The sequence below is a fragment of the Ruegeria sp. AL12 genome (genome assembly GCF_056540885.1).
In genome coordinates, this window is sequence record NZ_JBQFXN010000005.1 from 36766 (window position 1) to 50411 (window position 13646).

The following is a 13646-nucleotide window of genomic DNA, read 5'->3' on the forward strand; positions in this document are numbered from 1 at the left end:
CGCGGTGCAGCTTGTGCCGCGTGTTCGCGTTTGGATGGTTACTTCAGAATGGGTGGGTTGTCCGGATTGCTGCCGGGGGCTTCGCGGACCGCTTCGGCAATTTGCGGCTGGGGCAGATCAAACCGAAGGCCCACCTTGGCCAGAAGCGCGGCGGCGGCCTCGCTTGCGGTGAAAAACCCGACATCCATCGCGCCTGCCTCAATCCCGGAAAAGGTCAGCGCCTCGGACGCGGCTTTGGCCAAAGCGGGCTTGGCCCCTTCAATCGCATCGACAAATCCCAACAGATGGCCCTGCGCGCCCGATTTGGACTTGGTGGCAACCAGATAGGCTGCGCTGGCAAGTCCGCCCGCCGTCGCTAGTTTCGTATCCAGCGCGGTCAGCAGGTTCTGCGGCAGACCGGCAGGGGGTAAAAACTCGGCAAGCTCTTCCTCGACCTCTTGCGGGCTGTGCTGCAACGTTTCAGCTAACCATTCCAAGGCTTCCGCCGGGACCAGCATCGAAGATGGCGCAGTCTCCAGGTTCAGACCAAGCCCGATGTCCTGCCCCGACAGCATCCCCGAAAGCACCCGCCCCGACAGCGCCACATAAGGCACGGGCCGCCCGGCAAACTGCGCCAGCCGGTCCTCACGATCAAAAGCCAGAACAAAGCGCCCGTCAGCCACATCGAACAATTCGGGCGAGATATTTTCGTCCCGCGCTTCTTCGGTCAGCATCAGAAACAGCTCGCTATCCGCAAGCCGTTCAAAGAAACGCAGACGGGCGGCATCACTTGTCGGGTCCGCCTGCATCGCGGCATGCGCAGTGTCCAACGCCGTGGATTCAGTCATTCAGCACCTCTTGGACCCGTGTACGCAAAACAGGCAGCAGTTCAGCCTCGAACCACGGGTTTTTCTTCAACCATGCCGTATTGCGCCAGGACGGGTGAGGCAAGGCAAAGACCCGCGGCGCATGGTCCCGCCAATTGCGGACGGTGTCCGTAACCGACCCGCGCGCGCCAAGATGAAACTTGTGTGCATGACCTCCGACCAAAACGGTCAGCGGCACACGCCCCAGGTCCTGCATCACCCGGTCATGCCAGGTCTTGCGGCAAATCGCAGGTGGCGGAAGATCAGCATTGCGCGCATCATACCCCGGAAAGCAGAACGCCATCGGTACGATCGAAACACGGTCGCGATCGTAAAAAACCGTCTCATCAATCCCCAGCCAGTGCCGCAGCCTGTCGCCGGACGGGTCGGTGAAGGGCCGCCCCGACTCGTGCACACGGGCGCCCGGTGCCTGCCCCGCGACAAGGATCGGTGTTCCGGGGCGGAACCAGACCACCGGGCGCGGCTCGTGTGCGGTTTCTGTTTGCGCGAACCTGTCGGCACACAAGCGGCAGGCGCGGATTTCCTGACGTAACGCGTTCATCTGATCCTGAAGGCCCCTGCCCATCCGGTCTGTTGTTGGCTGCCAAAACAGATAGTAACGACCTGACGCGGCACCAAGTGACCGATAACCTTTGCTGCACCCAATCAGACATTCATGCGCGCAACCGGACCGCATTGATCATTTGTTTCATAATTCGACATAATGTAGCCAACATGGGACGGTAAAAAATACCCTTTCTGGCCGCCCGCAAGTGCGACAACACGAACGAAACGAGCAGCAGACCCCGAATGCTAGAATTCGACAACGTCAGCAAATCCTTCTGGACCGGAACGCGCCGCAAGGTGATTCTGGATCGGGTCTCGTTTCGGGTCGAACTGGGTACCTCACTGGGCGTTCTGGCCCCGAACGGAACCGGAAAAACCACGTTGATCAACATGATGGCCGGCCTGGAGAAACCCGACGAAGGCGTGGTCCGTCGCGAATGCCGGGTTTCTTTCCCCATGGGGTTCACCGGTGGCGTGTCGGGAAAACTGTCAGCGCTTGAGAACGCGCGCTACATCGCCAAGATCTACGGTATGGACCCCGACTATATCGAGGCCTACTGCAAATGGCTCTGCGGTCTGGGCGAATATTTCGACCAGCCCCTTGCCACTTACTCCTCTGGGATGAGGGCGCGTTTCACCTTTTCTTTGATGCTGGCGCTGGACTTTGACATGTATCTCATCGACGAAGGGATGCCGGCGACAACAGATGTCGAATTCAACGAAAAGGCAGGGGCGATCCTGAAGGAAAGGTTGCGCACGACGACTTTGGTGATCGTATCGCACAGCCCGTCCGTGTTGGAGAAATTCGCCCAGAAAGCGGCCGTACTTCTGGACGGGCAATTGTATATGTTTGACTCCTTGGAAGAGGCAAAGCAGCTTTATGACTACGAAACCCAAGGTTAGAAAATACAACTGGCGCCGCAGACGCCAGACGGAAAGTTCGGCCGAGGCGCGATCGGACGCCATCTCGCGTATTCGCAACGCGACGCAGGGCCCCGAGGCCGCCGGCGAAGCGCAGCCCGGCACGCAGCTGGATGACATCAAGCGCGAAGGCCTGACGGGCCGTCAATTGCGTATCGCACGACGTCTGGCGCAGAAACACGGTCTGGCCGCGACGTCGGACTATGACGCGGTGCGATTGCTGCGCAAAAAGGGCATCGACCCCTTCCAGCGCACCAATCTTCTGGACCTTGCCGCCGCTAGGCCATCGGACGAGGGTGACAAACCCAAGGACAGAGTCAACGTTCAACTGCCGCAGGCCATGGGTGCCGAGAAAACGAACCTGCCCGGGCCCGAGCTCAGCCCGGCTGAACGGCGCAATTATGAAATCAGCCAAATCCAAAAGGACATCGCCCGCCGTCGCAAGCGTAAATTGTTTGGACTGTTTGCGCGTCTGGCGGCCTTTGTGTTCCTGCCGACCTTCATTGTCGGCTTCTATTTCTACCGCATCGCCACGCCGATGTATGCCAGCGATTCCGAATTCCTGATCCTGCAAGCGGATGGCGGACCGGGCAATATCGGCGGTCTGCTTGCCGGCACGCAATTCGCCACCACGCAGGATTCGATCTCGGTTCAGTCCTTCCTGGAATCGAAAGAAGCTTTGCTGTTGCTGGACCGCGATGCCGGGTTTTCCGATGTCTTCAAGCAGGAGTGGATCGACCCGATTCAAAGGCTGGCGCCGGACGCCTCGCTTGAAGACGCCTATAAGCTGTTCAAACGCATGATCACCATCGGCTATGACCCGACCGAAGGGGTCATTCGGATGGAGGTTGCCGCCCCCGACGCGCAGACATCGACCGAATTTTCCGAACGCCTGATCTCTTATGCCGAAGACAGGGTGAACGCCTTGTCTGGAAAAAAACGCGAAGACCAGATGCGCGACGCGCTGCAAAGTTTCGAAGCGGCGCAGGAAGCGCGCAGGCAGGCTCAGGAAGAGTTGATCGAGCTTCAGCTTCAGGGCGCGGTTCTTGACCCCGAAAACGTCATTGCCAGCCTGCGTGCCCGCATCAACGAAATCGAAATACTGGTTCAGGACAAAGAGCTTGAGCTCGCCGCGCTTCAGGACAACCTGCGCCCGAACAAGGCAAAGGTTGATGGCGTCAAGGCAGATATCGCCCGCCTGGAAAAAGTTCTGAGAGAACTGAATGCCGAGATGCAGGATGCCTCGGACGGCGAAAACTCGCTGGCGCGGCTGAGCGTGCGTATCCAGATCGCGCAGGCGGACCTTGCGGCGCGCGACATGATGCTGCAAACGGCAATGCAGCAAATGGAAGCGACCCGGTCCGAAGCCAACCGGCAGGTGCGCTATCTGACCGTCTCGGTCAACCCCGTTCCCAGTCAGGAACCCAGTTATCCGCGCAAGTTCGAAAATACGATTTTGGCATTCCTGTTGTTTGCTGGTATCTACCTGATGATCTCGCTTACTGCGTCGGTCCTTCGTGAACAGGTATCCTCATAAAACTCATGAAACATGTTAAAATCTCCGACCTGACAGTCGGCAACGACCTTCCGCTGACCATCATAGCTGGGCCATGTCAGCTTGAAACGGCAGACCATGCGCAGATGATTGCGAGCAAAATGAAAGAAGCCTGCGACGCAGCCGGGGCGCAATACGTCTTCAAGGCGTCTTATGACAAGGCGAACCGGACATCCCTGTCGGGCAAGCGTGGCATGGGCATCGATGCGGGGCTGAAAGTACTGGATGACATCCGTAAAACGATGGGTATCCCGGTTCTGACCGATGTTCATACCGAGGCGCAATGCGCCATCGCCGCCGAGGCGGTGGACGTTCTGCAAATTCCGGCGTTCCTGTGCCGTCAGACCGACATGTTGCTGGCGGCCGGCAACACCGGCAAAGCGGTCAATGTGAAAAAGGGGCAATTCCTTGCACCTTGGGAAATGACCAACATCGTCGACAAAATCGAAAGCACCGGAAATCAGAATATACTGCTGACCGAACGTGGAACCTCATTTGGCTACAACACGCTGGTTGCCGATATGCGTGCGCTGCCCCAAATGGCGAAAACCGGCTATCCGGTGGTGATGGACGCCACCCATTCCGTGCAGCAACCCGGAGGCAAGGGCGGGTCTTCGGGCGGACAACGCGAATTTGCACCGGTGATGGCCCGCGCCGCGGTTTCTCTGGGTGTCGGGGCCGTGTTCATTGAAACCCATCAGGATCCGGACTCGGCCCCATCGGACGGGCCAAATATGATCCCGCTCGACCAGATGCCCCTACTTGTTGACACATTGATGCGATTTGATGCGCTTGCTAAAGCGAATCCGATTCAGATTTAACGATTGAGTTTTCTTATGATCAAACCCCTCACCGAGGTAACACCCAACAGCTGGAACTTTCTGCGCGACGCGATGATCACGCCCACCGGGTTCCGTGAATACGATGCCCGTTGGAAATATCCCGAAGAGATCAACCTGCCCGGCATGACCGCGCTTGGGCTGGGGCTTGGCACACAGATGCACAGGCGCGGGATCGAGCCTGTGATCGCGGTCGGAAACGACTATCGCGATTATTCATTGGCGATCAAGAATGCCCTGATGCTGGGCCTGATGCAGGCTGGTATCCGTGTCAAAGACATCGGCCCTGCGCTAAGCCCCATGGCCTATTTTGCGCAGTTCCATCTGGATGTGCCCGCAGTGGCCATGGTCACCGCCAGCCACAACCCGAACGGCTGGACCGGGGTCAAAATGGGATTTGACCGCCCGCTGACCCATGGCCCGGATGAAATGTCGGAACTGCGGGACATCGTACTGAACGGCGAGGGCGTCGCGCGCGAAGGCGGCTCGTACGAGTTCGTCGATGGCGTCAAAGAGGCCTATATCGACGATCTGGTCGGCGATTTCAAAATGTCCCGCCCGCTGAAAGTGGTTTGCGCAACCGGGAATGGTACGGCTTCGGCCTTTGCGCCCGAGATTTTCGAACGGATCGGGGTTGAGCTCGTGCCCAGCCATAACCGGCTGGACTATACGTTCCCCAACTACAACCCGAACCCGGAAGCCATGGAGATGTTGCACGACATGGCCGCCACGGTGAAATCCAGCGGTGCCGATCTGGCGCTTGGGTTTGACGGTGACGGAGACCGCTGCGGCGTCGTCGATGATGAGGGTGAGGAGATCTTTGCCGACAAGGTTGGCGTGATTATGGCGCGTGATCTGGCCAAACTTCATCCCGGATCGACCTTTGTGGCCGATGTCAAATCCACCGGTCTGTTTGCCAGCGACCCCGAGTTGCAGGCACTGGGTGTCAAAGCCGATTACTGGAAGACCGGCCACAGCCACATGAAGCGCCGCGTCAAGGAAATCGGGGCACTGGCAGGGTTCGAAAAATCAGGCCACTACTTTTTGGCCGAACCGATCGGGCGTGGATACGACTGTGGAATGCGTGTCGCAGTCGAAATCTGCAAACTGATGGACCGCAACCCGGGCAAGAGCATGTCGGACCTGCGCAAGGCCCTGCCCAAGACCTGGTCCACCCCCACGATGTCGCCCCACGCCGCCGATACCGAGAAATATGATATCCTTCAGCGGCTGGTCGACAAGCTGGTCGCCAAGGGAGATGCGGGCGAAACACTCGCTGGCCGCGCAATCAAAGAAGTGGTCACGGTGAACGGCGCACGCGTGATTCTGGACAACGGAAGCTGGGGTCTGGTGCGGGCTTCGTCCAATACCCCCAATCTGGTCGTCGTCTGTGAAAGCAGCGAAAGCGAGGCTGAGATGCGCGCCATTTTCGCGGACATTGACGCCGTCATCCGGACCGAGCCCGGTGTCGGCGATTACGACCAAACCATCTGAAGACAACTGCTTGGGGCATATCCTGATGCCCCAAGCACGATGGTTGCTCAGTCGCCGCCGAATAATTTGAGCAGACCTTTTTTTGCCTCTTCTTCAAGTTTATTCTTGATGGCGTCTTCGATCTGATCACTGTCGGTGATCGTCGTATCCAATTCGTTGCCGACCTTTTCAAAAACCTTCTGTTTGGCGTCGTCCTCCAGTTCCTTGACTTTCACATCCGCGGCCGCCTCGATCACCTTGGTCAGGTCCGGCTTGATCGACGGATCGCTCCAGGGGCCTTTGATGTGAACGGGAACCGATATCCCCTGCCCGGAATTGGCCCGCAGCGCCACGGGCGTGAACAGATAGTCGATGTTGCGCCCCCCCAGATCCACGGTGCCGGTGCCATCTGCGCGGAAATTCTTCAGTGACATGAGCAGATCGCTGTTCGTCAACACGCCCTGGTCGATGGTGAAACTGGCCGTCAGGCTGTTGAACACGGTGGTTCCGCCTGATCCGGTGCCCTGCCCCATCAATCGGTCCAGATCGAGCCCGGAAATCACTCCGGGACCGACATCCAGGTTTCCCTTGCCGCTGAGGGACCGCATGATCTGATCCTCGGACTGGCCGACGCCCAGAAACTCAAATGCGCCCGCAGCGGTTCCCGACAGGCGTTTGACCCCGGCCATCGTGGTCAGTGCCTGTTCCAGATCGAGCCCGGTGGCGGTCACGTTGCCGCCGACAGACAGGCCGTTGCGGTTGTTGGCCACCACCTGACCGTGCAACTGACCCGCAAACAGCGTGGCCGGGTGCATTTCCAGAACGGCCCGCGACCGATCCAGCGACAGGGTCAGATCGCTTTTGCCGAACGTCATCCCGGGCACGGCGATCGAGTTCGCCGTCAGACGGATCTTACCGTTCGCCAATGCCAGAGCAGACGCTTCGATAGGGTCCTTCGACCACCCCTCAGGTGCAGGAGCGCTTGCCTGGGACGTGCCGCCTGAGGCAGAAGCGGTTTCGGAAATCCGCGACAGATCCAGATCACCGGCATCCAGACGGGCCACGATACGCGGCGGGTCCGAGTTGGTGATATCCGCCTCGCCCACGAACCGGTTGTCATCCAATTGCGCAACCATGTTCCGCATGGAAATCCGCCCGTCCTGCGTATACGTCATATGCGCTGAAATGTCGGCAGTCTTGCCCAATCCGGGCGGTACGGATGTGCCAGCCTGACCGAAGGCGGCAAGCATCCTTTCGGTGTCCAGCGTCACGACCTTGGTCGTTCCATCCATTTCACCCGCAAGATTGACGCGCCCGTCAAATCCGACCTCTCCGCCCGGGGCCGTCAAAACCAGTTCCAGATCAGTCACTGACCCGGCGGCAAATGCCGGTAAGTCCGGGATTTTCAGGTCAACCTGAACCGCCCCTCCAGGCACTGGCATGGCGGCCTCCATCACCAATGGGGCCGCCACCTCGGGCCAGCTTGCAGATAGTGTCACGCCCGAGAAATCCATCTGCGTCGAACCATTTTCAACGTAAATCAGCCGTGCATTTGTCAGCTCCAACCGATCCAGCGTGACCTGCCCCGAGGGCTCAGCGGGCGTGCCCCCCCCGGTCGCGACCGCAGTTGTCGCGGTTGTCGGGGCGCTCAATTCCCAATTGCCGCGCCCATCTGATCGTTCCAACCGCAACACGGGATTGTCTGCAAAAACTCGTTTGATCCGCAGATCCCCATTCAACAGCCCGGCAGCGTCCACTCCGACGGCCAGGCTATCCGCGCTGAGCATCGGCTCCGGTCCGGCCCAGCTTGCGTTGCCGAAACGCACCGGCCCGGTTTCCATCCCGACCACCGGCCAGAAGGAAATGCGCACATCTCCGGTCAGCGTCAGATCACGCCCGGTCTGGGCCTTGACCTGCTCGGCCAGAATCGCGGCAAGCTTTTCCCCCGGCATCAGCAACAGTGCGCCAATGATCAACGCGATCACGGCGACAACGATAAACAGGATGCGCATCAGCCATTTCATATTCTGCTCTCCGCCTTTTGGCTTGTCATTGCCGTGATCATTCAAATCACGCATCACATTTGCAAGGGCAAGCTTTCCCGACTATATGCCGCGCATGACGACAAACCCGCCGAACCTCCGCCCCGACCTGGCACCTTCTGCCCGGATCACCGAGACGCCCCAATCGAACCAGCCGACCATCGGCATGGTGTCGTTGGGCTGCCCGAAGGCGTTGGTCGACAGTGAACGCATTCTCACCCGGCTACGTGCCGAAGGATACGGCATTTCGCCAGATTATGCCGGGGCCGATGCCGTCATTGTGAACACCTGCGGGTTCCTCGACAGCGCCAAGGCGGAATCGCTGGACGCGATCGGAGAGGCGCTGGTGGAAAACGGCAAGGTCATCGTGACCGGCTGTCTGGGGGCCGAGCCGGATTACATTCGCGAACATCACCCCCGCATCATGGCTGTCACCGGCCCACACCAATACGAGCAAGTTCTGGATGCGGTGCACGCCGCCGTGCCCCCCGATCCTGATCCGTTCGTGGACCTGTTGCCCGCCAGCAGCGTGCAGTTGACGCCGCGCCATTACAGCTATCTGAAAATTTCCGAGGGCTGCAACCACAAGTGCAAGTTCTGCATCATCCCCGACATGCGCGGAAAACTGGCCAGCCGCCCGGCGCATGCGGTTCTGCGCGAGGCGGAAAAGCTGGTGCAAAACGGCGTGCGTGAGCTGCTGGTGATTTCGCAGGACACCTCGGCCTATGGCTTGGACCGGAAATACGACATCAACCCGTGGAAAGACGGTGAAGTGCGCAGCCATATCACCGATCTGGCGCGCGAGCTGGGGCAGCTCGATGCCTGGGTGCGGCTGCACTATGTGTATCCCTATCCGCATGTGCGAGACCTGATTCCGCTGATGGCGGATGCCGGGTGCAACGTGCTGCCTTATCTGGATATCCCGTTTCAACACGCCCACCCGGATGTGCTGAAACGCATGGCCCGCCCGGCCGCGTCGGCCAGAACGCTGGATGAAATCAAGGCCTGGCGCGCGATCTGCCCGGATATCACCCTGCGGTCGACCTTTATCGTCGGCTATCCGGGTGAGACGGAGTCGGAATTCCAGACCCTTCTGGACTGGATGGACGAGGCGCAGTTGGATCGTGTCGGGTGTTTTCAGTATGAAAACGTGGATGGCGCGCGGTCAAATGACCTGCCCGATCACGTTCCGGCCGAAATCAAGCAGGAACGCTGGGACCGCTTCATGGAAAAGGCACAGGCGATCTCGGAGGCCAAGTTGCGGGCAAAGGTCGGACAGACGCTTGAGGTGATCGTGGACGAGATCGATGACGAGGCCGCCACCTGCCGCACCAAAGCAGACGCGCCCGAGATCGACGGCAACCTGTTCATCGATGAGGGGTTCGAAAACCTCAGGCCCGGTGACATCGTCACGGTCGAAGTGGACGAGGCCGGAGAATACGATTTGTGGGGCAAGCCCGTCTAAGGTCTGACACCGCGTCGAGCACACGGAATATGGGCAAAGCGTGAACCGAGTTTATTGGCCGAACACGCGGTCAGACCCGATCTTGGACTGAAAGCCAATCATGGAGGTTTTCATGTCTCGTATCTTCAAGCCTAGCCTGAACTACGTGGTTTTCCTGATGGCCGCGCATTTCGTGGCCACCCCCGGTTACGCCCAGCGTACACAGGTCGGCTCTGCCGGAGTCATTGCGGTTGGCGGCAAACATCTAAGCTTTCACAAAAACGGCCGTCACAAGATAAACCGGTATTACGTGGCCCCGAAGGCCAAGTCATATGCCAAGCGGCCCAAGGCGCATAACAAAAAGCCGGCCCCGGTTTATCGATACACCGCCCCCAAACGGCGTGTCATCGGGCATATCCCCTACGGGTCGGTCAAGCGACAGAAATTCAAGTCATTCAAGTTCAAGCATAACTACGGCCTAAAAAGGCACTGAACAGGGTTCGCGCAACGCGAAGAACGCAAATTGTCCGATAGCCGCGAAATCGCAGGCAAGAAAAAACCGCCACAACTGGTGACGGTCTTTCCCGAAAGCGTACAGGCGGTCCGGGTCCGGGCCGCCTGCGAATGGCTTACTGAGTGATTGGGTCACAGACCGTCTGGCCAGCCTCGGTTGTGGCCAATTGATAACCACCCGGACAGCTGGGTGTGCCGGCTTTGTCATAGCTGGGCTGAACGTAAACAGGTGTCGGTTCTTCCTGCTGCGCACAGGCAGTCAGGATCAGTGCAAATGCGCCAACGGCAGCGAGTTTCAGTTTCATGTCCGTCAATCCTTTATTACTTTTCTGATATTGCCCAGCTTTTCGGGGCCAGGTTAAGAATACGGGCTGAACGGCAATCTGGCAACTGAATCGATCACGTCTTCGTGAGTCACAGCGAATCCATGCCAATCAAATGGCGCAATGATGTTCTTTGAGGCGTGAAACCTATTCTTCTGACTCCGGCGCCCTAAACTGTTGCAGCGAATTCAGCTAAAGACGGAGAAGCCATATGTCAAACGCGCCCATTGTTGCCCAGAAATCGCCATTTCCGGTCGAGGTCGTCGAAGGGAAAACTTATTTCTGGTGTGCCTGCGGCAAATCCAGCCGCCAGCCGTTTTGCGACGGATCGCACAAAGGCACCGGGTCAGAGCCCGTGAAATATACAGCGGAAAGCAGCAAAAAGGTCTTCTTTTGTGGCTGCAAACACAGTTCGAAACCGCCTTTGTGCGACGGAACGCACAGCGGGCTTTGATCAGGTTTTCAACCCATTCAGTATCTCGGCATTGGGGCAAAAATCCGGGGCAGTGGTCGCTGTGCCCTGTTGCCGGGCAAGCCAAAACTCGCATTGCACATCACATCCGGCAGCGCGGCACCGTGTGACAAGCTCGACGTATTTTTCGGGTGAAAGACGTCCTTCGGCCATCGCTTCGGTCATTGAAATACCCATGCAGCGTGAAACCGAGCGTGTAAGCCAAAAGTGCTTTTCGATTTCCCCTAACGCGACCTGAGACATCAAGCGTTCCCCACCTGCTTGGTTTTGAGGGCTGCAAAGTATTTGCGATTCGGGCATGTCGACGGCGCCTGTTCAACCTGCTCACGCCGTTCCAACCATTCCGGGCAGTCCTTGGCCCAGGAACAGCCGCGACACTGCTGCACGATTTCAGCCCATTCTTCCTGTTTCAGATGACCTTTCCGATAGGCCGCGGCCAAGTCGGTTCCGGTTGCTTGCCCCATACGCAACACCAAGCGCAGATGGGTCATGATTTCGCCCAGATGTGTCATGGCAGACCTTTGTGTCAAGGCAGGAGATTGTGAAGCAATTCCTGATTTCGGCAGTATTCGGGCGTACGCCGAGCAGATCCGGGATCGTTCAGCAAACTTTTGCAGTGATCCGGGTTCGGGCAGTCGGTACAGCGCAAAACAGCATCAGAGATCTGGTCCACGGAAACGGAACCATCAATGGCGGCTTCCTCAAGATCAATGTCCAGCATTCTGGCCATATCGTCCACCAATCCGGCATGCAGCCGAAGGGTCTCGTGTGTGGGCATGCTGTTTCCTTTCGCTTTCACGCTGTGTCCAAAGGGTAGCGCATCCGCGAAGGCAAACATTGACTCAGGTCAAGATTGGACGCCGATGTGATCCAGATAGGCCCGCGTGGCATCCTGAACGCGGCGAAAGCGGTCACCGCCCAGTTTCTTGCCGCCATACCAGCGCGTCACGATAATTACGTGATTTTTCAGCCCGGCGCGTTCGATCATCCGAAGGATCACCATGCCCGCGCCGCTTTCCCCGTCGTCAGCTTTCAACGCGCCGGTCGGCAAAGCCGCAGCCCAGGTGTTGTGGGTGGCCCTGGCATAGCTTTTGTCGGATTTCAAATCGTTCAAAACGGCGTCGATTTCAGCCCGCGTTGTGACCTGCGCCCCGGACACCGCGTATTTCGAGCCGCGATCCGTCAGGACGACACCTAGGCATGTGAACCGGCTCATTGGGACAAACCCAACTGCTCTGCCGTTTCCCGCACGATCTGCACACGTTGTGCATTTGGTGGGTGGGTTCCCAAAAACCTGTCACCGGGATCCGGGATGCGATCAAAGAATCTTGCCCCGACCAACGGATTGTATCCCGCATTATACGTGATGATGGTTCCCAACTGGTCTGCCTCCAGCTCAAAGTCTTTCACATAAGCCTGAACGCCGACCTGCGCGCCCAGCTTTTGCGCCTCTTCAATGGCGGCGGCGTCCCCGCCGCGCAACTCTGCCACCCGCCCGAACTCAGCCGCGCTGGCGCTGGCGATTTCACTCTGCCTGCCGATATGCCCCAACACGTGGTGGGCTGCTTCATGCCCCATGACAAACGCCAGTTCATCCGCGTTCTGGGTGGATTCGATCATCGAGCGGGTGAAAATGATCACCGGCTGCTTGTTCTCATCCAGCGTCTGGAATGCATTGACCGAAGCCTGAGGGTTCAAGTCGACAAGAATCCGAAAGTCGCAATTCTGCCCGGTCGTCTGTTTCAGACACTGTCTGCGGGCTTCCGCCCCAACGGCCCGACTGACCTCTCGGAAGGTTTGCACCATCGGTTCGGCCTCTGGCTCATCCCCCCGCCATTCCTCGGCGGGTTGGACGCGCAAGGCCCCCTCTCCACATGCCGCAAGCAGCAGGGACAGCAAAAAAACAAACCATCTGTGCATGTCATATCCTTTGAGACCGAATGGCCGTGATTTCAACATAGTACGACCGTGCCGGCGAAACCACACCGCCGGTTCAACGAACGGCTTGCATTGCGCCCCGGCGGCTTGCACTCTGGCCTCATGTTTACGATTGAGCATGAATTCGACTCGACGGTCATTACGCTTGTGGACGAAGGCGAACAACCTTTGCAGGAAGATGTGGTGATCAACAATTTCGCGGAATGCGTCACGCTGGAACAACTTGATCCCCGCACCGATCAAATACAGAAGATCACGTTGTCGCCCGAGCAGGTGCGGGATCTGGCGGCCGCGCTGGATCTGCCCGAAGGTGTTTATCAAATTCGCGAAACCGGACCTCAGGGGTCATAGGAAAACAGCTTGATCCGTGCGGCTTGCCCCTGCTTCAGCATCAGGGTCGAGGGCGCGACGCCAAGACATTCTGCAAGCAGCAACTGCACGGCCCTGTTGGCCTTGCCGTTTTCCGGCGGGGCCGTAACGGATACCTTGATCTGACCGTCTTCGACGCTCACCCGATCGCGGGCCGCCTTGGGCGTCACCTTCAGTTTGAAAACGGCCCCGGCCTGCGCCATCGCGCTGAGATCCGGCAGATCGCGCAGTTTGGGTTTCGCCATTGTCTCCTCTTTTTTCTCAAAGTCTTGCACGAAGCACGTCGTAATGAAATTGATCCAAGCAATCCATTGGCGTGCCCTTGAAACGGGCAGAATACCGACC

At 58.5% G+C, this 13646-nt stretch carries 18 protein-coding genes; 8 read left to right on the forward strand and 10 right to left on the reverse strand.

Translation table 11 applies throughout. The features are described 5' to 3' along the window. Positions 1-38: 38 nt before the first annotated feature. Together ACR0C6_RS13900 and ACR0C6_RS13905 are read right to left on the reverse strand one after the other, a co-directional pair. Complete coding sequence (locus tag ACR0C6_RS13900) at positions 39-827, reverse strand: SseB family protein (RefSeq protein WP_480619808.1); 789 nt, start codon at positions 825-827, stop codon at positions 39-41. Then, positions 820-1431, reverse strand: a complete 612-nt coding sequence (locus ACR0C6_RS13905; protein WP_480619810.1) for a uracil-DNA glycosylase family protein — start codon at positions 1429-1431, stop codon at positions 820-822. The genes ACR0C6_RS13900 and ACR0C6_RS13905 overlap by 8 nt, the downstream gene beginning before the upstream one ends. A 224-nt stretch (positions 1432-1655) precedes the next feature. Between ACR0C6_RS13905 and ACR0C6_RS13910 the strand changes: the two genes are divergently transcribed. Genes ACR0C6_RS13910 through ACR0C6_RS13925 form a run of 4 tightly spaced genes read left to right on the forward strand, consistent with a single transcriptional unit; the run spans position 1656 to position 6221 of the window. After that, a complete protein-coding gene (locus ACR0C6_RS13910) occupies positions 1656-2315 on the forward strand; it encodes an ABC transporter ATP-binding protein (protein ID WP_152458943.1) in 660 nt (219 codons plus the stop codon). Beyond that, a complete protein-coding gene (locus tag ACR0C6_RS13915; protein WP_480619812.1) occupies positions 2293-3870 on the forward strand; it encodes a KpsE/RkpR family capsule polysaccharide export protein in 1578 nt (525 codons plus the stop codon). Before ACR0C6_RS13910 ends, ACR0C6_RS13915 begins: the two co-directional genes overlap by 23 nt. Before the next feature lie 5 nt (positions 3871-3875). Then, positions 3876-4709 carry a 3-deoxy-8-phosphooctulonate synthase gene (kdsA, locus tag ACR0C6_RS13920; RefSeq protein WP_480619813.1) on the forward strand — a complete coding sequence of 278 codons (834 nt, stop codon included), beginning with the start codon at positions 3876-3878 and terminating at the stop codon, positions 4707-4709. A gap of 15 nt (positions 4710-4724) precedes the next feature. Then, on the forward strand, positions 4725-6221 hold the full coding sequence (locus ACR0C6_RS13925) for a phosphomannomutase/phosphoglucomutase (protein WP_480619814.1): 1497 nt from the start codon (positions 4725-4727) through the stop codon (positions 6219-6221). Between the two features lie 47 nt (positions 6222-6268). Here ACR0C6_RS13925 and ACR0C6_RS13930 read toward each other — a convergent pair whose 3' ends face one another. After that, complete coding sequence (locus tag ACR0C6_RS13930) at positions 6269-8278, reverse strand: AsmA family protein (RefSeq protein WP_480619816.1); 2010 nt, start codon at positions 8276-8278, stop codon at positions 6269-6271. Between the two features lie 40 nt (positions 8279-8318). On the opposite strand from ACR0C6_RS13930, the gene rimO reads away from it, so the two are divergent. Together rimO and ACR0C6_RS13940 are read left to right on the forward strand one after the other, a co-directional pair. Continuing rightward, positions 8319-9707, forward strand: coding sequence for a 30S ribosomal protein S12 methylthiotransferase RimO (gene rimO / locus ACR0C6_RS13935; protein ID WP_480619818.1), 1389 nt, complete (start codon positions 8319-8321; stop codon positions 9705-9707). Between the two features lie 112 nt (positions 9708-9819). Beyond that, on the forward strand, positions 9820-10179 hold the full coding sequence (locus ACR0C6_RS13940; protein ID WP_480619820.1) for a hypothetical protein: 360 nt from the start codon (positions 9820-9822) through the stop codon (positions 10177-10179). A 136-nt stretch (positions 10180-10315) separates the two neighbouring features. Here ACR0C6_RS13940 and ACR0C6_RS13945 read toward each other — a convergent pair whose 3' ends face one another. Further along, on the reverse strand, positions 10316-10504 hold the full coding sequence (locus tag ACR0C6_RS13945) for a hypothetical protein (RefSeq protein WP_050604769.1): 189 nt from the start codon (positions 10502-10504) through the stop codon (positions 10316-10318). Between the two features lie 229 nt (positions 10505-10733). On the opposite strand from ACR0C6_RS13945, the gene ACR0C6_RS13950 reads away from it, so the two are divergent. Further along, the gene (locus ACR0C6_RS13950; RefSeq protein WP_480446034.1) at positions 10734-10976 is read left to right on the forward strand and encodes a CDGSH iron-sulfur domain-containing protein; all 243 of its coding nucleotides are present in this window, start codon (positions 10734-10736) and stop codon (positions 10974-10976) included. Here ACR0C6_RS13950 and ACR0C6_RS13955 read toward each other — a convergent pair whose 3' ends face one another. The 5 genes from ACR0C6_RS13955 to ACR0C6_RS13975 all read right to left on the reverse strand — a co-directional run bounded on the left by ACR0C6_RS13955 (position 10977) and on the right by ACR0C6_RS13975 (position 12914). Next, positions 10977-11237 carry a DUF6455 family protein gene (locus tag ACR0C6_RS13955; RefSeq protein WP_480619822.1) on the reverse strand — a complete coding sequence of 87 codons (261 nt, stop codon included), beginning with the start codon at positions 11235-11237 and terminating at the stop codon, positions 10977-10979. Next, positions 11237-11506 carry a DUF6455 family protein gene (locus ACR0C6_RS13960; protein ID WP_480446035.1) on the reverse strand — a complete coding sequence of 90 codons (270 nt, stop codon included), beginning with the start codon at positions 11504-11506 and terminating at the stop codon, positions 11237-11239. Before ACR0C6_RS13960 ends, ACR0C6_RS13955 begins: the two co-directional genes overlap by 1 nt. A 14-nt stretch (positions 11507-11520) precedes the next feature. Next, entirely contained in the window at positions 11521-11772 is a 252-nt protein-coding gene (locus ACR0C6_RS13965) for a DUF6455 family protein (RefSeq protein ID WP_152458952.1), read from the reverse strand. Positions 11773-11841: 69 nt separating this feature from the next. Further along, entirely contained in the window at positions 11842-12210 is a 369-nt protein-coding gene (locus ACR0C6_RS13970) for a YigZ family protein (RefSeq protein WP_480619824.1), read from the reverse strand. Then, a complete protein-coding gene (locus tag ACR0C6_RS13975; protein ID WP_480619826.1) occupies positions 12207-12914 on the reverse strand; it encodes a M48 family metallopeptidase in 708 nt (235 codons plus the stop codon). Before ACR0C6_RS13975 ends, ACR0C6_RS13970 begins: the two co-directional genes overlap by 4 nt. 120 nt (positions 12915-13034) lie before the next feature. On the opposite strand from ACR0C6_RS13975, the gene ACR0C6_RS13980 reads away from it, so the two are divergent. Beyond that, positions 13035-13283, forward strand: coding sequence for a hypothetical protein (locus ACR0C6_RS13980; protein WP_170346090.1), 249 nt, complete (start codon positions 13035-13037; stop codon positions 13281-13283). Here the strand turns inward: ACR0C6_RS13980 and ACR0C6_RS13985 are convergent. Next, positions 13271-13546 carry a DUF167 domain-containing protein gene (locus tag ACR0C6_RS13985; protein WP_171168874.1) on the reverse strand — a complete coding sequence of 92 codons (276 nt, stop codon included), beginning with the start codon at positions 13544-13546 and terminating at the stop codon, positions 13271-13273. The two genes, ACR0C6_RS13980 and ACR0C6_RS13985, sit on opposite strands and share 13 nt — an antisense overlap. Positions 13547-13646: the final 100 nt, after the last annotated feature.

Excerpts from the sequence above, each read along its gene's own strand:
- ACR0C6_RS13900 (WP_480619808.1), bottom strand. The coding sequence starts at position 827 with ATGACTGAATCCACGGCGTTGGACACTGCGCATGCCGCGATGCAGGCG.
- ACR0C6_RS13905 (WP_480619810.1), bottom strand. The coding sequence starts at position 1,431 with ATGGGCAGGGGCCTTCAGGATCAGATGAACGCGTTACGTCAGGAAATC.
- ACR0C6_RS13910 (WP_152458943.1), top strand. The coding sequence starts at position 1,656 with ATGCTAGAATTCGACAACGTCAGCAAATCCTTCTGGACCGGAACGCGC.
- ACR0C6_RS13915 (WP_480619812.1), top strand. The coding sequence starts at position 2,293 with ATGACTACGAAACCCAAGGTTAGAAAATACAACTGGCGCCGCAGACGC.
- kdsA (WP_480619813.1), top strand. The coding sequence starts at position 3,876 with ATGAAACATGTTAAAATCTCCGACCTGACAGTCGGCAACGACCTTCCG.
- ACR0C6_RS13925 (WP_480619814.1), top strand. The coding sequence starts at position 4,725 with ATGATCAAACCCCTCACCGAGGTAACACCCAACAGCTGGAACTTTCTG.
- ACR0C6_RS13930 (WP_480619816.1), bottom strand. The coding sequence starts at position 8,278 with ATGCGTGATTTGAATGATCACGGCAATGACAAGCCAAAAGGCGGAGAG.
- rimO (WP_480619818.1), top strand. The coding sequence starts at position 8,319 with ATGACGACAAACCCGCCGAACCTCCGCCCCGACCTGGCACCTTCTGCC.
- ACR0C6_RS13940 (WP_480619820.1), top strand. The coding sequence starts at position 9,820 with ATGTCTCGTATCTTCAAGCCTAGCCTGAACTACGTGGTTTTCCTGATG.
- ACR0C6_RS13945 (WP_050604769.1), bottom strand. The coding sequence starts at position 10,504 with ATGAAACTGAAACTCGCTGCCGTTGGCGCATTTGCACTGATCCTGACT.
- ACR0C6_RS13950 (WP_480446034.1), top strand. The coding sequence starts at position 10,734 with ATGTCAAACGCGCCCATTGTTGCCCAGAAATCGCCATTTCCGGTCGAG.
- ACR0C6_RS13955 (WP_480619822.1), bottom strand. The coding sequence starts at position 11,237 with ATGTCTCAGGTCGCGTTAGGGGAAATCGAAAAGCACTTTTGGCTTACA.
- ACR0C6_RS13960 (WP_480446035.1), bottom strand. The coding sequence starts at position 11,506 with ATGACACATCTGGGCGAAATCATGACCCATCTGCGCTTGGTGTTGCGT.
- ACR0C6_RS13965 (WP_152458952.1), bottom strand. The coding sequence starts at position 11,772 with ATGCCCACACACGAGACCCTTCGGCTGCATGCCGGATTGGTGGACGAT.
- ACR0C6_RS13970 (WP_480619824.1), bottom strand. The coding sequence starts at position 12,210 with ATGAGCCGGTTCACATGCCTAGGTGTCGTCCTGACGGATCGCGGCTCG.
- ACR0C6_RS13975 (WP_480619826.1), bottom strand. The coding sequence starts at position 12,914 with ATGCACAGATGGTTTGTTTTTTTGCTGTCCCTGCTGCTTGCGGCATGT.
- ACR0C6_RS13980 (WP_170346090.1), top strand. The coding sequence starts at position 13,035 with ATGTTTACGATTGAGCATGAATTCGACTCGACGGTCATTACGCTTGTG.
- ACR0C6_RS13985 (WP_171168874.1), bottom strand. The coding sequence starts at position 13,546 with ATGGCGAAACCCAAACTGCGCGATCTGCCGGATCTCAGCGCGATGGCG.